This is a genomic window from Micromonospora sp. NBC_00821 (assembly GCF_036347035.1).
GTDB lineage: Bacteria > Actinomycetota > Actinomycetes > Mycobacteriales > Micromonosporaceae > Micromonospora > Micromonospora hortensis.
Genome location: NZ_CP108880.1, coordinates 2,544,270 through 2,561,893, shown reverse-complemented (window position 1 = coordinate 2,561,893; position 17,624 = coordinate 2,544,270). Strand labels below are relative to the sequence as shown.

Here is a 17,624-nt window from a genome sequence, read left to right as displayed (position 1 = left end):
CCTGAGCATGCCCGGCGGGAGGCGACGGGCGCGGCGGTACCGGCGAAAACCGGGCGGGCGCGCCGACCACTGCCCCGTACGCTGCTGTGGTGATCTACAAACTGCTGTCGAACGCCGAATGGGACGACGCCCTCGCCGCCGGCGCCTTCACCGGCTCCGCGGTGGACCGGCAGGACGGGTTCATCCACCTCTCCGGCGCCGACCAGGTGGTCGAGACGGCGCGGCGGCACTTCACCGGGGCGACCGGGTTGACACTGCTCAGCGTCGAGGAGGAGCGACTGGGCGACGCGCTGCGCTGGGAGCCGTCGCGCGGCGGGCAGCTCTTCCCGCACGTGTACGGCCCGCTGCCGGTCGCGGCGGTGGCGGAGTCGCGGGCGTTGCCGGCGGACCTTCCGGCCGCCGACGCGGTGGCCGCCCTGCTGGGCTGACCGGTCGCGGCACTGCTGGGTTGACCCGGTGGCCGCTCTGCTGGCTGACACGGACGCGCCCGGCCCGACAGTGTCGGGCCGGGCGCGATGCCGAAGGGACGGGGCTCAGTGGCAGAGCCTGGCGATCTCCTGCTGGAACCGGTCCATCGGGTTCGCCTCGGCCGGGCCGAGCAGGTAGGTCTTGAGCTCCCGGCGGGCCTCGGTCATCGGGTCGTCACCGGCCCGGGTGACCGACACGATCTTCTCCAGCTCGCCGCAGTCCTTCGAGAGCAGGTACGCGGCCCGCGCCGTCGGGAACTCGCGGCGGAAATCGTCCTCCGACAGGCCGGCCGGGTTGGCCACCACGTACGGCCGCTGGCTCTGCACGAAGTCGGACACCACACTGGACACGTCGCTGACCAGCAGGTCGGTCTGGTTGAAGCAGTCGAACAAACCCGGTGTGCGGCCGGTGACCACCAGGTGCGCGGTGCCGTCCAGCGAGGACGCGTCCGGGTTGCCGCCGGCCGCGCGGATCGCCGTGACGATCCGGTCGTGCACGCCCTTCGCCGCCTTGGACCGCGAACCGGTGAGCGGATGCGGCTTGTAGATCAGGCGGACCCGCGGATTCGTGGCGAGCAGCCCCTTGACGATCCGCTCACCCATCAGCACCAGCGAGGTGTGGTAGGGGTCGTCGTCGAGCCAACCCTCCCAGGTGGGCGCGTAGAGCACCGTGAAAGGCCGGTCCACCGACTCGGCGCCGAAGGTGTGCACCCCGGCGAGCTGCGGCCGGCCGATCTCGACGATGTCCGCGTCGAGCACCCCCACGCCGGCCCGCGCGTAGCGCTCCCGGCCGGCCAGGCCAGCGACCCAGACCTCGTCGTACACCTTGCTGTAGGGGTTGACGCTGGCCTGCTTGTCGCTGTCGCCGTGCCCGACGAAGACGTGCTTCGTACCCGGCTCGCGGAGCATGTGGATGTTCGCGCCGACGTTCGCGGAGTAGAGCGCCGCGCGGATGCCGCCGAGGTCGAGGTTCATGAAGTCGACCCCGGCCGGTACGCAGATCACCGGCAGCCGGGTGTCGGCCAGTTCCAGGAACGCCTCGCGGCTGCGCATCAGCACCACAGCGCGCTGCTGGAGCGCCTCGGTCGGGGCGAGCCACATGTTCGCCTGGTAGACGTCCTTGGCCGGGCCGGCGAAGTAGAGCGCCACCTCCGGCCGGTAGTTGTCCAGCCAGCGCTGCACCGCGGGCAGCAACGGACCCTGCCCGGCGCCCCGACCCCGCAGCCAGGTCAGCGCGATGATGGCGCCCACCAGGCCGGTCGCCACGACCGCCACCGCGCCGGCCACGAAGAACGGCGTCGGATCGTGCTGCACCGCGGCGGCCACGCCGGCCGGCACCAGCAGCAGGTTGAGCAGCGGCATCCGGTCACCGGCGACCGCCGCCGCCCAGGCGGGCGGTTGGGGGGCGCCGGACAGTGGACCCAGGTCGATGTTGCGCACCATGGCGGAGAGCGGGTTACGACGATCGATCATGGTGGAGAGCGCACCCGCGAAGACCGACACGACCCACACCGCTGCCGGCAGCACCAGCAGCAGGGTCAGCTCGCCGCCGCTGAGCCGAACCTCGGCGACGACCAGCAACACGGCGGCGAGGTCGCGGGTCAGCTGCCGGTACGACCAGTGCAGGCCCACCTTCTCCAACAGCAGTTGCGACGGCGGTGACCAGCGGGCGACGGCGAACTCGCCGATGATGGCGGCCAACCCGGCGACGGCGAACAGGCCGATCCAACCGAATACGCCACCGACGAGCATGACCAGGTAGGCCAGTACCAGTAGCGCACTCTGGGCGGCCACCCCGAGGCGTCCTGTCAACGTGCCGAACAAACGAGTTCGCTCCCTACGAGTTCCATGACGGGCTGAGCCCGTGGTGTGGTCGACGTCAACCTCGGCGGCACTGCGGTTGCGGCCCGGGGCTGTCGGCCGGCATGGCGCGCAGCCTCCGACCGGACGATGCCGGTCGACCTTTCCGCGCAGGTCACATGCCGTGCCCCAGGTCCGCAGCGCAGTTTGTCAGGAAGTGGCGACCGAACTTGTCTGCTCGGGCCCCAGTCACTGACTGCGACCTTAACGCGAGACGACGGGCGGGCGTCACTCGGGTATCGACACAGCTTAAGGACAAACCGCCCTGGTGACCGACGCACCGGCCACCCGGGAGGAAGCGGACCCGAAGCTGGTACCGGGCGCGGACCCCGAAGCGCCGACGGCGGTGGGCTTCCTGAGGTCCACAGCGGCCAGCCGTCGGGGGTGGAGACGATGAGCGGCCCGCCGTCGGGGGTGGAGACGATGAGCGGCCCGCCACCGATGCCGGCACGTCCACACGCTGGGCCGGGGCCGACACACCATGACCAGGACGCGGCGCGCGTCCTGGCCATGGTGACGACATGTTCCGGCAGGTCAGCGGCCAGCGGTCGGGGACGCGGTGGTGCGGTAGCAGTACATCGCACCGGGTGGGTTGCGCGACGCGATCCGCTCCAGGCCCAGGTACGGCGCGGCGTCGGCGACGAGGGTGTTGGATTTCCAGACGCAGACCAGGCTGACACCCACCCGGCGGATCGCGGCGTCCACCTCGTAGATCGAGACGGTCCGATCGGCGTCGGCGAACCTCGCCAGCAGCAGCCGGTCCTGGGAGAACTCCGTGTCGATCCCGTAGTCGGTGAGGTAGAGGTCACGGGGAAGCACCACCCGGACCTCGGTCGTGACCTGTGGGAGTGCCCGCATGACCGACGACGGCGCGAGCACCAGGCCCGGTGGGCGATTGTCCAGGTTCTTGATCCAGAAGGACGAGGCCTTACGGGCCTCCGGCATCCGCCAGGTCGGCTTCGTCTGGACCAGGTCGTCGGTCCACATCGGCTTGCCCTGGGTGTAGAAGGCGCACACCAGCACGGCGGGGAGCGCGAAGGCCAGGACGCGATTGACTCGGGCCAACCCGGGCAGCCGGATGACGGCCAGCATGCCGACGAGCGCCGGCACCGGCAGGATCCACGGCACCCGCCAGAGCACCGCGCGCAGACCGCTGAGGTCACCGGCGAGCTTCAGCAGGCCGGGAATCATCAGGACCGTCACCGCGAGCACGGCACCGGCGGCGAGCTGACGGGGCGCGCCCGCGCGGAGCACCAGGGGCGACCACCACACGGCGAGCCCGGCGATGACACCGAGGATGCCGAGCCACAGGGTGAGCTCGTAGATGGTCCGCAGCGGCAGCAGCGGCGTATAGGTGGCGACGGTCGTCTCGATCCCGCCCCGCAGGACCTGGACGAGCGCGCCGGACAACACGGGGTAGAGCGACACGGCCGCGAAGCACAGGACGGCCTCCCGCACTCGCCGGGTGAACAGCAGCACGACCGCCGCCGCGGCGCCGAGCAGGGGCAGGAGCATCACGGCGGTGGTGGTGTAGCCGACGCTGGCCACGGAGAGCAGGGCGAGCAGGATCAGCGCACGTCGGGAACGGCGCTCAAGGTAGTCGGTGAGATACACCCAGGCCAGTGGGATGAGCGCGTGCACGAAGACGCTCTTGCCCTGGGTCAACCGCGGCAGGTGGTAGGTGTTCAGGGAGTCGGCGTAGTAGGCCACGAGCAGGATGTAGGCCGCCGCCACACCGAACGCGACCAGTGGACGGCGCGGCGCCCACCGCTGCACGAGTCGCCACAGCGCGAAGATCGCGAAGACGGCCAGCACCGGCAGGAGCAGATACCACGTCGCGGTCGCGGCGTGCACGTGCAGGACGCGCGCCATCGCCCCGATGAAGACCTCGAAGGACGGCAGTGGCGGGTTCGCCGAGCCCGCCGGCAGGACGCCCTCGGTGAAAAGGAAGTCCCGGAAGGGGATCTCGTCCCGCTCGGCCACCCAGACCGACTTGCCGACGTAGAAGACGTCGTCGAGGGAGACACGGCCGATGAGCGTGGCGAAGTAGGCGGCGGCCAGCGACACGACGAGGACCACCCAGCCCTGCCTCGGCGTGGTCTTTCGGCTGACCGGAGCGGCACCCGCGTCGGTCGGCCCACCGCGACGGGGCACGGCCAGCCACGCCGAGATGACCGAGACCAGGCCGAGCGCGGCCGCCAACCACCAGGTCACCATGCCGGTGCCGAGGGCCGCGAACAGCGCCGCACCCAGCGCGCTGCCGATGGGCAGGGCGTACCGGCGCAGCAGCGCTACCCGGTTGGCGGGCGCCTCGGCCGGCGTGTCCGCCGGCTCGTCGTCTGTGAGTCGGCCTCTCGTGTCACGCCGCCGGAGCTTCCGGGACACGTACGCCACGATCGGCAGCAGGGCCACCCAGCCGAGGAAGACAACGGAGGGACGCAGGTCGAGGCCGAGGTTGAGGTGGTAGAGCAGAGTCCAGAGGGCGAAAGCGACCACCGCCGCGTCGGTGAACAGCACGGGTGCGGCGGCCACACCGGCGTTGAGTCGCCCGATCAGATTCAGGCCGCGCCCGGATCGGCTGGCGCCCTCCGCTGCGGCGTCCGCAGTCGGGGCGTTCTCTCGGTCGGCTGGCGCTGGCGCCACGACAGCGTCTTCGACTTTCGTCACGGGTCGTCCTTGTCGTCCGGCGGCGGATGAGGGGGCGAAAAGCGGGTGTCGGCTCGGTGACAGCCGGGTGTCAAGGGGGCAGCCTAGCGGAGGCGAACCGGGGTTCCGGGCCCCCGTTCGGCGGGTGTCGCGGGCTCGGTCAGCCTCAGATCGGAGCCGCTCGCGGGGCCGACAGGGCCCTGTTCGCGCCCATCCCGGCGACGACGGACTCGACCAGACGGTCCAGGTAGCCGTCGGTGAGTGGGAGACGGGCGATGGCGAGCCGCCAGTAGAGCGGCCCCACGATGAGGTCGACGGCGGCGTCCAGCTCCGTGTCGGCGGGCAGTTCGCCACGTTGCACGGCCCGGGTGACCAGGTGACCGCCGATCTCCTGCTGCCTGGCGTGCAGCACCTGACGCAGCGTCGCGTCGATGCTGGGGTTGCGGGCGGCCTCGGCCAGGAGATCCGGAATGATCTGCGACGCCAGTGGGTGGCGCAGCGCGTGCGCCACCGCCTGGAACAGCAGCGCGAGGTCACCGCGCAGCGTGCCGGTGTCCAGTGCGGGGAGCTTGCCGTGTGCCGCAGCGGCGACGACCTCCAGCACCAGGTCGAGCTTCGAGCTCCACCGTCGGTAGATTGCCGTCTTGCTGACGCCGGCCCGCCGGGCCACCGCCTCGATGGAGAGCCGGCCGTAGCCGACAGCGGCGAGCTCCTGCATCAGCGCCCGGCGGATGGCCGTGGTGATCTCGTCGCGCAGCACCGCCGCGCCGGCCGGTGCCCGCCTCTTTTCGGTGGTCATCGAGGGCTCTTATCGCAGGTCACGCCGGACAGCGTAGCGCAACGACGGTACGGTTGCGTCCCGACGTGTTTCGGACTACTGTCCTCGCAGCGACGAGGCGGCGCCCCGCGCATATTTCCCACTAGGATTCGATCGTCGCGAGCAACCCCCGTCTGCACGAAAGATCGGAGCGCCATTTCCATGGCCACCACCGCGCTGGTCGACCCCGACACGGGCCTGACCCAGGCGCAGCTGGCCGCTCGGCACGGGCTACGGGTCGCCGGTGAGCGACCCAGCCTCGTCGAGTACAGCCGCCGACTCTGGGCCTACCGGCACTTCATCGCCGCGTACGCCAATGCCAAGCTCGTCGCCTCGTACAGCAACGCCAAGCTGGGTCAGCTCTGGCAGGTGCTCACCCCGCTGACCAACGCGGCGGTCTACTACCTGATCTTCGGGGTGGTGCTCGCACAGAACAGCATCCCGAACTTCATCGCCTACCTGACCACCGGGTTGTTCATCTTCAACTTCACCCAGAGCGCGGTCCTGGCCGGCACCCAGTCGATCAGCAGCAACCTGGGGCTGATCCGGGCGCTGCACTTCCCCCGGGCCAGCCTGCCGCTGTCCACCACGGTCACCCAGTTCCAGCAACTGCTGGCCTCGATGGTGGTGCTGGTCGGCATCGTGCTGGTCACCGGCGAGCCACTCACCTGGGAGTGGTTGCTGCTGGTGCCGGCGTTGCTGCTGCAGGCGGTGTTCAACGCCGGAGTGGTGCTGCTGGTGGCCCGACTGGGCGCCAAGTCGAGCGACCTGAAGCAGGTCATGCCGTTCATCATGCGGACCTGGATGTACGGCTCCGGCGTCCTCTACAGCGTGAGCCTCTTCGACCGGCTGCCCGGCTGGGCGACGACACTGGTGCAGTACAACCCGCTGCTGGTCTACATCGAGCTGGCACGGTACTCGCTGCTCGAGGAGGCGCCGTTGCTCAACGAGTCGCTGGCCCAGCTCTGGCTGGTCGGCGCCGGTTGGGCGCTGGTCGCCGGCATCGGCGGTTTCATCTACTTCTGGCGCGGCGAACAGGAGTACGGCCGTGGTTGATCACTTCGACGCCCCCACCGAGGCGAGCGCGACGATGACCCGAACCCAGGAGCGCATCCCGACAGTGGTCGTGGACGACGCGCACATCATCTACCGGGTGCACCAGGGTGCCGCCGGTGGCACCACGCCGGTGGCCGCGCTGCGCCGGCTGGTCAAGCGCACCCACGCGCCGAACGTCCGGGAGGTGCACGCGGTCAAGGGCATCTCGTTCACCGCGTACCGGGGCGAGGCGATCGGGCTGATCGGCAGCAACGGCTCCGGCAAGTCCACCATCCTGCGGGCCATCGCCGGTCTGCTGCCGGTGAACCGGGGCGCCATCCACACCCAGGGGCAGCCGTCGCTGCTGGGCGTCAACGCCGCCCTGCTCAACGACCTCTCCGGGGAGCGCAACGTCGTCCTCGGGTGCCTGGCCATGGGGATGCACCCCGACGACGTGGCCAAGCAGGCCGCGGGGATCATCGACTTCTCCGGGATCAACGAGCGGGGTGACTTCGCCAGCCTGCCGATGCGGACGTACTCGTCGGGCATGGCGGCCCGGCTGCGGTTCTCCATCGCCGCCGCCAAGAAGCACGACGTGCTGCTCATCGACGAGGCGCTCGCCACCGGCGACAAGGGCTTCCGCAGGCGCAGCGAGCAGCGGGTGCGGGAGCTGCGGGAGGGCGCGGGGACGGTGTTCCTGGTCAGCCACCAGCTCTCCTCCGTACGGGACACCTGCGAACGGACGATCTGGCTGGAATCGGGCGTCATCCGGATGGATGGCCCCACCGACGAGGTCATCCGGGCGTACGAGGCGTACGCGAACAGCAAGTAGAGTTCCGGCGAACGTCCGGCACCGACATGCACCTGAGGACCGCGTCGCCCGCGTTGGGGCGACGCGGTCCGCGCGTTAAGGTTCATTCCGTCGCCGCTCGGGCGGAACCTTCCGTTAACGCATCCCTGAGAGTGAGGATCCGGCAATGACGCAGGACCAGACCCCTGGCCCGGACGCCGAAGCGGAGACCCCGACGCCGTGGCGGCCCTCGCGGACAGTGGCGGTGGTTCTGGCCGGCGGCACAGGGACCCGGCTGGGCCTCGGCATCCCGAAGCAGCTGCTGAAGATCGCCGGTAAGCCGATCATCGAGCACACCCTGGCGGTCTTCGAGGCGGCACCGGAGATCGACGAGATCATCGTGTTGATGGCCACCGGCCACGTCGAGGACGCCCAGCAGATCGTCGAGAAGGCCGGCCTGCGCAAGGTCACCAAGGTGATCGAGGGCGGTGACACCCGCAACGCCACCACCCGGATCGCCCTGGACGCTGTCGGCCCGGAAGACTGCAACATCCTCTTCCACGACGCGGTGCGCCCGCTGCTCAGCGGCCGGATCGTGCGCGAGTGCGTCAACGCGCTCTGGAGCTACGACGCCGTGGACGTGGCCATCCCCTCCGCGGACACGATCATCCAGGTCGACGACAACGACTGCATCACCGACATCCCGGTGCGCTCTCGGCTTCGCCGTGGTCAGACCCCGCAGGCGTTCCGCTCCCCCACGATCCGGGCGGCGTACCAGATCGCCGAGGACGACCCGGACTTCGCCGCCACCGACGACTGTGGCGTGGTGCTGCGCTACCTTCCCGGCACCCCGATCAAGGTGATCGACGGTTCGGACGAGAACATCAAGGTCACCCACCCGGTCGACGTGCACCTGGCGGACAAGCTCTTCCAGCTCGCCGCCGCGCAGGCCCCCCGACTGACCGACCACCGCAGCTACAGCGAGGAGCTGACCGGCCGCACCATCGTGGTGTTCGGCGGCAGCTACGGCATCGGCCACGAGTTGACCGAGCTGGCCCGCCGCTACGGTGCCCAGGTCTTCCCGTTCAGCCGTTCCAGCACCGGCACCCACGTGGAGCGGGCCAATGACGTCGAGGCCGCGCTGACGACCGCCTTCGAGGCCACCGGCCGGATCGACCACGTGGTGGTGACCGCCGGCATCCTGGAGAAGGGCGCCCTCGCCGAAATGGACGAGGAGACCATGGACCGGCTGCTCCAGGTCAACTTCGTCGGCCCGGTGACCATCGCCCGCCAGGCCCTCCCGTACCTCCAGCAGACCAAGGGCCAGTTGCTGCTCTACACGTCCAGCTCCTACACCCGGGGCCGGGCCCGCTACGCGCTCTACTCGGCCACCAAGGCCGCCCTGGTCAACCTGACCCAGGCGCTCGCCGACGAGTGGGCCGACGTGGGCGTGCGCGTCAACTGCATCAACCCGGAGCGCACCGCCACCCCGATGCGGACGCGGGCCTTCGGCGAGGAGCCGGAGCACACCCTGCTCGCCGCGGAGGCCGTCGCCCAGTCGTCGCTGGACGTGCTGATCTCCGACCTGACCGGTCAGGTGATCGACGTACGCCGGGCACCCGGCGACGGGCCCACGCCGAGCGTGCCGGCGCAGTCCGGGTCGGGTCGGGTCGAGGCACCGGCCGGCGCGACGTCCGCCAACTGACGCCGACGGCTGCCGAACCACGAACGGAGCGACATTGCGCGGCGACCTGGTCCGAAAGCTGGCCGCCCGGTGCCTGACCACCGGGTTGGCCGTGCTGGCCTTCGTCGTGCTGGCGCTGACCGGCGCCACCGGCTGGGGGCTGGCGTTGGCCGTCGCCGCGCTGGCCGCCTCGGCCGCTGAGCAGCGGATCCGGCCCAGCGCCGACCTGGTGGCGGAGACCGCGTTGATCGCCGCGGCGATCCTGGTCGGTTACTCCCGGCGGCTGGACGACGGGCTCAACCTCGCGCTGGTCGCCACCGGGCTGGTCCTGCTGGGGCTGGTGCTGCTGGTGGGGCCGCTGCGCACCGCCGGCGGTCTGGAGATCCGAACTGCCAATCTGCCGGTACGCGCCTGGACGCCGCTGATCGCCGACCAACTCGGCACGGCCCTGCTCGGGCTGCTCGCCGCCCTGGCGCTCGCCGCCACGCTCGCCCTCCCGGCCGGTGTGGCGCTGGCCGCCAGCCTGCTGGTCGGCGCGGGCGCCGGTGCGGTCGCGCTGGACCTGGCCCGGCGACGGTTCCGGCCGCGCGCCGGTGGCGGGTCGGTGGCCGCAGCGCTGCGCCGGCACCAGCCGGAGTTCCTGCTCTACTTCTCCGCGCCTCCGGGCTCGGAATACCAGGTCACCATGTGGCTGCCGTACCTGCAACGGATCGGCCGGCCGTTCCTGGTCGTGCTGCGTGAGCCGGAGTTCCTGGCCCCGATCGCGGCGGCCACCGACGCGCCGGTGGTCTACTGCCCCACCCTGGGGGCGATGGACGAGGCGTTGGTGCCGAGCCTGCGGGCGGCGTTCTACGTCAACCACGGTGCGAAGAACAGCCACTGCGTCCGCTTCACCCAGCTCACCCACATCCAGCTGCACCACGGCGACAGCGACAAGGCGCCGAGCGCCAACCCGGTGTCGGGGATCTTCGACCGGATCTTCGTGGCCGGGCAGGCGGCGATCGACAGGTACGCCCGCGCCGGAGTGCAGATCCCGACTGACAAGTTCGTGGTGGTGGGTCGCCCGCAGGTCGAGTCGATCGAGGTACGCCCGGAGCCCGCACGAGGGTTGGCGCACCCGACCGTGCTCTACACGCCGACCTGGACCGGGCACCACGCCGACGCCGACTACTGCTCGCTGCCGGTGGCCGAAAGCCTGCTGCGCCGACTGTTGGAGCGCGGCGCGACGGTGATTCTGCGAGCCCACCCGTACACCACGCAGAACCCGGCATCGGCCCGCCAACTGGGCCGCCTGACCGAACTGCTCGTCGCCGACCGGGCCCGCACCGGCCGCCAGCACGTGGTCGGCGCGGCGGCTCGGGAGCTGAGTCTGACCGAGTGCGTCAACTCCGCCGACGCGCTGGTCTCCGACGTGTCCGGCGTGATCTCGGACTTCCTCTACTCCGGAAAGCCGTACGCGGTCACCGACATGGGCGACGAGGGCGACCGGTTCGTGGAGCGGTTCCCGCTGGCCGGGTCGGGTTACGTGCTGCGTCGGGACATGTCCAACGTGGACGAGGTGCTGACCGCCCTGCTGGACACCGACCCGCTGGCCGAGGCTCGCTGGGCCACCCGCCGCCACTACCTGGGTGACTTCCCGGCCGAGGCGTACGCCGAGGCGTTCCTGACCGCCGCCCGCCGGGAGCTGACACCGGCCCAGACACTGGCCGCGTCCACACCGGCGTAACCGAATCAGCGGTACGGGTCGAGCAGCGCCAGCACCGCCGCCGGGTCCTCCACGTGCGCGTTGTGCCCGAGACCCGGAAGCGTGGCCACCGGTACGCCGTACTCCTTGAGCTGTTCGTCGGTGACCATCGGGTCGTTCTCCCCGCGCGCCAGCACCACCGGCACGTCGGTCGCCGCCAGGAGCGCGGCCAGGTCGGGCTCGCCGACGGCGAAGGCGGCCGGGTCCATGGCGAGGCGCCACCGGCCGTCGACCTGGCGCAGCCCGGCGTCCACCACCGGATCATCCGGCGGGACCAGGCCGGCCAGCCCGGAGACCCGCAGGTAGCGGCGCGCCGCCTCGGTGCGGCTGGCGAACCAGCTCACCGGTCGGGCGGCCACCTCGGCGGCGCGGGCCAGCTCAGCGGGTGACCAGAGTGCCTTGATGCCCAGCCCGACCACCGCGTCCACCGGCGTTCCGGCGTCGCGGGCGGCAAGCACCAGGCCGACCACCCCACCCAGTGAGTGCCCGAGCACTACCAGCCGGTCATCGGGGGCGAGGGCCTGCGCGATCTGCTGAGCGAAGCCCGGGAAGGAGTACGACGGCAGCGGCGACGCCCAGCCGTGGCCGGCGAGGTCCGGTGCCAGCCACCGACCGGGCCAGTGCTGCTCAAGGTACGGGGCCCAGGGCAACCACACGTCCCCGGTCGCTCCCATGCCGTGCAGCAGCAGCAGGACCCGCCTGCGGCCGACGTGACCACCCGTTTTCTCCACCACGGCCGCAGTCTCCCACGGTTCACTGTCGGGTACGAGAGCCGTCGACGCCGGACCGCGCGCACAAACGCCGCGGGCGCCGGCCCCTTGTGGAGGACGGCGCCCGCGGCGGTCAGCGTGCCCGGGTCAGGCGGAGTAGCCCCGGCTGGTGATCCAGTTGGCCAGGTCGATCGTGGTGATCCAGTACGACGGGTCGGCCGGGTTCGCCGAGTCGGCGATCCGAACGGTGCGGCCGTTGTCCTTGTAGCCCACGACGGCGATGTAGTGCCCGCCGCCGTAGGAGTGCCAGCCGCCGTCGGTGTCGGTGGCGTCCCCGACGACGTTCGCCACCACGCCCCGACCGTCGGTGATGGCCTTCACCACGTCGGCCTGGAGCCGGTCCATCTGGGCCGGGCTGGGCGCTCCGGGGAACATCCGGGTCCGGTACGGGGAGCCCTTCACCTCGGCGTTGAGCACCCGGGTGGTGTCCTCGGCCGAGTTGGTGCCCATCTCGGTGGTGCCCAGCTCGGCGCCGAGGTCCTCCTGGGTGCGGTCGATGCCGGCGGCGCTGAGCGCGTTCCGGGTGGCAGCCGGGCCGCAGTTGTAGTAGGTGTTCTGCGCCTCGTAGTCGTAGTCGAGCACCTTGGTCGCGGGCGGCTTCGGCCGCTCCGGCTTCCGGGTGAGGTCCGGGTTGCTGCTGGCCTTGGCGGCGGGCGACGCGGCGCTGGTGGCCGGCGCGGCAGTGGTCGGCGCGGCGCTGGCCGAGGGGGACGCGTCCCGAGCCTCGCCGCGGGAGGCGGTGAGGTCGCTGCGCATCTCGGCGACAGTGGTCGCGGTGCGCTGGCCGGCCGGGGCTTCGTCGGCAGTGGTGAGCAGGGCGCCGGTGGTGGTGGCGATCGCGAGGGCAGCGGCGGAGGCGGCGACGATCTGGTACGGGCGCTCGGTGGCGAGGCGGCGGAGCTGACGCTGCAGGGTGTGCTTCACGGGGTCCTCCACGGATCGGGGGGAGAGCGGCACACCGGGGCCGGACCGGTATCCGGGCAGGCGCCAGCGCGCGGACCGTGGTCCGCGGATGGTGAACCGCTCAGGGGAACGCCCGGCGCGGCCGGGCGGGGAAGGCGATGACCCGGGGGTCAGCTCACCGTCACGGGACGAATGAGCGGGTGCACCGCCGCGCCGTGGAGGCGAGGGAACAGCCGAGGGGTGGAAAGGTGCTGCACGAGGATGGGACTCCTTCCGACACCGCCTACCGGGTTAGCTGACGGATTCGGGCGGGAAGACGCCCTACCGCGGGCCGTGGCTCGCGGATTCACCCCGGACTTACTGGTGGGTCCCCGGTTCGTTGATCACGATTAAGCGGGTCGATGCGGCGTCGCGTCTTGCGATCGGTTACCGCACCGGACGGGACGACACTACTGGCGTCTCAACGCCCTGCCAAGCAAGGTTCACCTGCGTAAACCCCAATTGGCGCGACAATCTCTGCGCGTATTGCCGCTGACGTGACTCGATGGGACAACCGGTTACGGTGACGCCTACGGGCGACAACCGGACAGGCCGTAAAGAACGCGGCCACAATCGCGGGAACAATCCCACCGAACGCGTCGGACGTCGGATTTTCCGATTGGGTGACCGGCCTCACATCACGGATTGGGCTCAACCCACCCGGGCCGGGCGCCACAGTGCCACGACGGCGGGACGCAACGCCCCGGCCACGGTGCGGCGCGCGGGGACCAGGATCGGGCGGAGCCGGGCCGCCGCCGCGTACGCCTCCTCGGCGAGGGCACGGGCCGAGGAGGCGGCCAACTCCGCGTCGCGCCAGGCGACCCGCTCACTGTCGGCGGCCACCTGGTAGTCGGCCAGCCGCGCATCGCGGACCACCCGGCTGATCAGCACCTCCTGCTCGACCGGGTGTCGCCGGGGATCCCAGCCGCGCCGGTGCCCGAACACGTCGCCCAGCTGCGCCATGGTCAGGTCGCCCCGCCAGTACGCCGCCATCGCCGCCCGGTGCAGATAGCGTTCCCGGGCGGCGTACTCGGCGGGGGTGTGCGAGGTCTGCGGGGTAGGCAGCGCCCCGGCGCCGGCGAAGCGACGCGCGGCGGTGTCCGCCTCGTCGTACCCGGTCCAGGCCTGCTCCATCTGCTCCTGAGCGGTCAGCCAGGCGGCGCGCCGCCGCTTGGCGGTGATGGCCGCACGGGCCGCGGCGACGGCCACCTCCTCGGCGTAGCGGCGCAGGTCGACAGCCTCGGCGGCGGCCAGCTCCCGACGAGTGGGCCCGGCCGGGAGCGGGTCGTCAGTGGGGAGGTCCCGTTCGGGGCGGGCGGCCAGCACGGTGAGCAGGCCCAGGGTCAGCAGGAACAGCGTCGACCAGATGGCGGCGGCCTGCGGCATCTCGGTCACGAACTGGTAGAAGACGACGGTCTCCATGGTCGGCACCTCGGGGAGAGAGCAGTGCGATGGGGAGCCGCGCCGATCAGCGGGCCACTGTGGGCCACGGGTCGGCGGGTCAGGGAGCGGGTGTGTCGACAGGGCGCTGTGGCGGGACGGTCGTCCCGGTGGCTCAGCGCGCGGGTGGGGCCCGCGAAGCCCGACCGCCCGTACCGTCGACGAGGGGCAGCCGGTCAGATTCGGCCGCGCCGACCGGCAGCACGACGGCCGCCATGGTGCCCTGATCACCGAAGAGCGCCACCGGCGTGTGGACCGACCAGGTCGGGGCCGACTCCTCTGCGGCTTCCGGCGGTGTCGCCGCGGCCGGGCGGGCCGCGCTGGATGCCCAGGAGTGCCGGGAGGAAGCCGCCAGCGACCCGGCGGCGGCCGAGGCCGGCACGGCGCTCGACGTCGGCACCGGGCCGGGTGTTGGCGTGACGGCCGTGGCCGGGCCTGCGCCGAGCGCCAGGGCCGCGACGACGGCGAGGCTGGTCAGCACCCGAGTCGCCCAGCGCGCCACCCACCACAGCGGACAGGTGAACGCGACCGGAAGCACGCCCCAACGCTACCGTCGCGCCGACCCGGGCGCACCGACCACGGGCGTGTCGGATCACGCCGCGCCGACCCCGTTGACCAGGGTGGACGTTGTCAGCGCAGGTCGACGTACGGTGATCGACCGTCAGCCTGACCGACCTCGTCGGCAGGTCCGTCGACAGTGCCGTTGGCGCTGCTTCCGGGATCCCGAGCGTCGCCGTCGCCGGCCTGGCTGGCCCCGTCGGCCCCGTCGCGGGCGCTGCTTCCGGGATCCCGAGCGTCGTCGCCGCCGGCCGCCCGTTGTCGGGGGACGGGCGCCGGACGGGCCGCACGGCGCGGCGCGAGCCGGCGCATCATCGGGGTTTCGACGAAGCGGTGCAGCAGCCCGGCGAGGATCAGGTTCGCCGCCAGGAAGCCGAGCACCACGGCCGGGCCACGCCAGCCCGCGAAGCCGATCCCCCAGGTGCCGCTCCAGCGCAGCACGCTCGTCATCACCAGCACGTGCACCAGGTAGAAGGCGAACGAGACCTCACCGAGCCAGACCAGCGGCCGGGACCGCCACGGCGAGCGCCGACCCCGCACGTCCGCGTCCGCAGCGGCGGTGATCACCAACAGGTACGCGACCGCGAGCAGCGTGGTCCACAACTCGGCACGGATCCACTGCGCTGCCGCCACCCAGGTGACCAGGAAGATCCCGCTGGCCACCCTCAGACCGGGACCGCGCCACAGCCCCCGGCGCATCAACTCGGCAGCCACCGCGCCCAGCCAGAACTCCAGCGACCGTACCGGCGGGAATATCTGGGTGAACCACCAGCGGCTCACCTCCGGCACCAGCTCCTGCGCCGGCCAGAGCGCGAGGATCAGCAGCGGCAGCGCGACGATCAGCGCCCAGAGCAGCTTCGGTCGGGCCCGGCGCAGCAGCGGCAGCGCCAGCGGCAGACACAGGTAGAAGAAGAACTCGCAGGACAGCGACCAGCTGACGGTGTTGATGCTGTAGAACCAACCCGGCCGGGGGTCCCACGCCTGCAACAGCAGCAGGTTCTCCAACGCCGCCGCCGGCAGGACCGGGTCGGCGAACCACCAGGCGACCACCAGCGTCGCCGCGAACAGCACCAGGTGGTTCGGGTAGATCTTGGCGATCCGTCGCCGCCAGAAGGTACGCCGGGAGTCCCCCTCGCGGGCCGACCAGACCAGCACGAAACCGCTGAGGATGAAGAAGAACTGCACCCCGGAGAGGCCGAGGGTGAACAGTGCGTCGATGACGGCCTTGTAGTCCGGCTCGGCGATGATCCGCATGGTGCCGGCATGGAAGCCGAAGACCAGCAGAGCGGCGATCCACCGCAGTCCGGTCAGCGAGGGCAGCCGGGGCAGGGCCGGTGCGGGCCGGGCGGCCGACGTCGCGGCGACGCTCGTCATGCCGGGATCCCGGCGCTCGGCAGGGTCACCAGCACGGTCGTAGCCTCCTCGTCGCGGCGTCGGACGGCGCGACGGCGACGCCCACGACGACCCGGCAGGGCCGCACCGAGGCACCCTACCGGGTCACTCCCGGGTGAACCGGACGCGTCCCACCCGCCCCACGAGCCCGCGTTCCCCGGGCCGGAAACCGCCCACCGGCCCGGCGTTAACCTTCCGCTCGGCGGGAGTTCAGAGAGTCCACCATCGGCGGCAACGTCAGGTTCCGGGTCCGGCCACCCGGGTCGTCGAAGGTGGCGGACGTGGTCAATGAGCCGACGCACGCACCGCTGCTGAGCATCGTCGTGCCCGTGTACGGCGTCGAGGCGTACCTGTACCAGTGCCTCGAGTCGATCCGGGCCGACATCCCGGCGGGCGAGTCGGACGCGGTCGAGCTGATCGCCGTCGACGACGCCTCCCCGGACGGCTGCGGCGACATGCTCCGCTCGTACGCGGTCAGCCGCGATGGCGTGCGCGTCGTGCACCTGAGCAGCAACGTGGGTCTGGGGCTGGCCCGCAACGCCGGGCTCGACGTGGCCACCGGCCGGTACGTCTGGTTCGTCGACAGCGACGACTGGTTGCCACCTGGCACGATCGCGGCGGTGCTGGACCGGCTGCGCCAGCACCAGCCCGACGTGCTGATGCTCGACCACCTGCGGGTGCACGAGGACGGCCGGCGGGAGATCGACGCGAGCAGCCCGCTGCTGCGTGGGATCACCGGCGTGACCCGGTTGGCCGACCAGCCGCAGCTCCTGCGGGTGCAGCACACCGCCTGGAACAAGGTGGTCCGCCGGGACTTCATGGACGAGTTGGAGCTGCGGTTCTTCCCCGGCTGGTACGAGGACATCCCGTTCAGCCACCCCCTGCTGATCGGGGCCGAGAAGATCTCCGTGCTGGACCGGGTCTGCTACCTGTACCGCCAGGGCCGCCAGGGCGCGATCACCTCCACCCGCAGCGGCCGGCACTTCGACGCCTTCGCCCAGTACGAGCGGCTGATGGACTGGGTCGCCCGGAAGCACCCGGACGAGCGGTTGCAGGCCGAGCTGTTCGAGCTGATGATCAGCCACTACCTGGTGGTGGTGGGCAACGACGGCCGGCTGCACCCGCACCTGCGGCGCGACTTCTTCCACCGGGCCACCGCGCACTACCGTCGCTACCTGCCCACCGGCGGCTACCCGCTGCCCCCCGGCGTGGCCGGGCTCAAGCACCGCCTCGTCGGGCGGGGTGACTGGGTGGCGTACTCGGCGCTGCGCCAGGCCCACCGGGTCGCTGGTCGCCTGCGCCGCTCCGGCCCGGTGGGCGGCGCCGACGGCGGTTCGCTCGCCGCCGACGAGGACCCGGGGCGAGGGGCGAGCGCCGAAAAGACGCGCGACGGTGGGCTCGCCCCGGAGCGGCGCGACGCGCTGGCCGTCGGCCGCCTGCCGTGATCGACCCCACCACGGAGCACGCCGGGAGCCGGGG

Annotated in this window: 14 protein-coding genes and 1 riboswitch; of the genes, 6 read left to right on the top strand and 8 right to left on the bottom strand. The window is 71.6% G+C overall.

Features of this window, described 5'->3' with window-relative positions; genetic code table 11:
* Positions 1-89: 89 nt before the first annotated feature.
* Positions 90-428, top strand: coding sequence for a DUF952 domain-containing protein (locus tag OHB44_RS11670; protein WP_238686275.1), 339 nt, complete (start codon positions 90-92; stop codon positions 426-428).
* Between the two features lie 105 nt (positions 429-533).
* Here OHB44_RS11670 and OHB44_RS11665 read toward each other — a convergent pair whose 3' ends face one another.
* The 3 genes from OHB44_RS11665 to OHB44_RS11655 form a co-directional block, all read right to left on the bottom strand.
* The gene (locus OHB44_RS11665) at positions 534-2,291 is read right to left on the bottom strand and encodes a CDP-glycerol glycerophosphotransferase family protein (RefSeq protein WP_330440785.1); all 1,758 of its coding nucleotides are present in this window, start codon (positions 2,289-2,291) and stop codon (positions 534-536) included.
* A gap of 570 nt (positions 2,292-2,861) precedes the next feature.
* A complete protein-coding gene (locus OHB44_RS11660; RefSeq protein WP_266303117.1) occupies positions 2,862-4,994 on the bottom strand; it encodes a DUF6077 domain-containing protein in 2,133 nt (710 codons plus the stop codon).
* A gap of 145 nt (positions 4,995-5,139) precedes the next feature.
* Positions 5,140-5,772 (bottom strand): TetR/AcrR family transcriptional regulator, encoded by a 633-nt coding sequence (locus OHB44_RS11655; RefSeq protein WP_238686278.1) that lies wholly within the window; start codon positions 5,770-5,772, stop codon positions 5,140-5,142.
* A gap of 180 nt (positions 5,773-5,952) precedes the next feature.
* Here OHB44_RS11655 and OHB44_RS11650 point away from each other — a divergent pair, with 180 nt between their 5' ends.
* The 4 genes from OHB44_RS11650 (at position 5,953) to OHB44_RS11635 (ending at position 11,025) form a co-directional block, all read left to right on the top strand.
* A complete protein-coding gene (locus tag OHB44_RS11650) occupies positions 5,953-6,846 on the top strand; it encodes an ABC transporter permease (protein ID WP_330440784.1) in 894 nt (297 codons plus the stop codon).
* A gap of 34 nt (positions 6,847-6,880) precedes the next feature.
* Entirely contained in the window at positions 6,881-7,657 is a 777-nt protein-coding gene (locus tag OHB44_RS11645) for an ABC transporter ATP-binding protein (RefSeq protein ID WP_112585647.1), read from the top strand.
* A 145-nt stretch (positions 7,658-7,802) separates the two neighbouring features.
* Positions 7,803-9,320 carry a bifunctional cytidylyltransferase/SDR family oxidoreductase gene (locus tag OHB44_RS11640; protein ID WP_238686280.1) on the top strand — a complete coding sequence of 506 codons (1,518 nt, stop codon included), beginning with the start codon at positions 7,803-7,805 and terminating at the stop codon, positions 9,318-9,320.
* A gap of 34 nt (positions 9,321-9,354) precedes the next feature.
* Positions 9,355-11,025 carry a CDP-glycerol glycerophosphotransferase family protein gene (locus OHB44_RS11635; RefSeq protein WP_330440783.1) on the top strand — a complete coding sequence of 557 codons (1,671 nt, stop codon included), beginning with the start codon at positions 9,355-9,357 and terminating at the stop codon, positions 11,023-11,025.
* 5 nt (positions 11,026-11,030) lie between these two features.
* Here OHB44_RS11635 and OHB44_RS11630 read toward each other — a convergent pair whose 3' ends face one another.
* The 5 genes from OHB44_RS11630 to OHB44_RS11610 all read right to left on the bottom strand — a co-directional run bounded on the left by OHB44_RS11630 (position 11,031) and on the right by OHB44_RS11610 (position 16,127).
* Entirely contained in the window at positions 11,031-11,777 is a 747-nt protein-coding gene (locus OHB44_RS11630) for an alpha/beta fold hydrolase (protein WP_330440782.1), read from the bottom strand.
* A gap of 123 nt (positions 11,778-11,900) precedes the next feature.
* Positions 11,901-12,749 carry a C39 family peptidase gene (locus OHB44_RS11625; protein WP_238686282.1) on the bottom strand — a complete coding sequence of 283 codons (849 nt, stop codon included), beginning with the start codon at positions 12,747-12,749 and terminating at the stop codon, positions 11,901-11,903.
* A 232-nt stretch (positions 12,750-12,981) separates the two neighbouring features.
* Positions 12,982-13,122: riboswitch (cyclic di-AMP (ydaO/yuaA leader) on the bottom strand.
* Between the two features lie 284 nt (positions 13,123-13,406).
* Entirely contained in the window at positions 13,407-14,177 is a 771-nt protein-coding gene (locus OHB44_RS11620) for a hypothetical protein (RefSeq protein WP_330440781.1), read from the bottom strand.
* Between the two features lie 133 nt (positions 14,178-14,310).
* Positions 14,311-14,733, bottom strand: a complete 423-nt coding sequence (locus OHB44_RS11615; protein ID WP_238686284.1) for a hypothetical protein — start codon at positions 14,731-14,733, stop codon at positions 14,311-14,313.
* Between the two features lie 92 nt (positions 14,734-14,825).
* On the bottom strand, positions 14,826-16,127 hold the full coding sequence (locus OHB44_RS11610) for an acyltransferase family protein (protein WP_238686285.1): 1,302 nt from the start codon (positions 16,125-16,127) through the stop codon (positions 14,826-14,828).
* 299 nt (positions 16,128-16,426) lie between these two features.
* Between OHB44_RS11610 and OHB44_RS11605 the strand changes: the two genes are divergently transcribed.
* Positions 16,427-17,590: a glycosyltransferase family 2 protein gene (locus tag OHB44_RS11605; RefSeq protein ID WP_266303125.1), complete on the top strand. Its 1,164-nt coding sequence runs from the start codon at positions 16,427-16,429 to the stop codon at positions 17,588-17,590.
* The last annotated feature ends 34 nt before the right edge of the window (positions 17,591-17,624 follow it).

Coding starts and splice junctions, on each gene's coding strand:
- OHB44_RS11655 (WP_238686278.1), bottom strand. CDS start 5,772: ATGACCACCGAAAAGAGGCGGGCACCGGCCGGCGCGGCGGTGCTGCGC.
- OHB44_RS11650 (WP_330440784.1), top strand. CDS start 5,953: ATGGCCACCACCGCGCTGGTCGACCCCGACACGGGCCTGACCCAGGCG.
- OHB44_RS11645 (WP_112585647.1), top strand. CDS start 6,881: ATGACCCGAACCCAGGAGCGCATCCCGACAGTGGTCGTGGACGACGCG.
- OHB44_RS11640 (WP_238686280.1), top strand. CDS start 7,803: ATGACGCAGGACCAGACCCCTGGCCCGGACGCCGAAGCGGAGACCCCG.
- OHB44_RS11620 (WP_330440781.1), bottom strand. CDS start 14,177: ATGGAGACCGTCGTCTTCTACCAGTTCGTGACCGAGATGCCGCAGGCC.
- OHB44_RS11610 (WP_238686285.1), bottom strand. CDS start 16,127: ATGACGAGCGTCGCCGCGACGTCGGCCGCCCGGCCCGCACCGGCCCTG.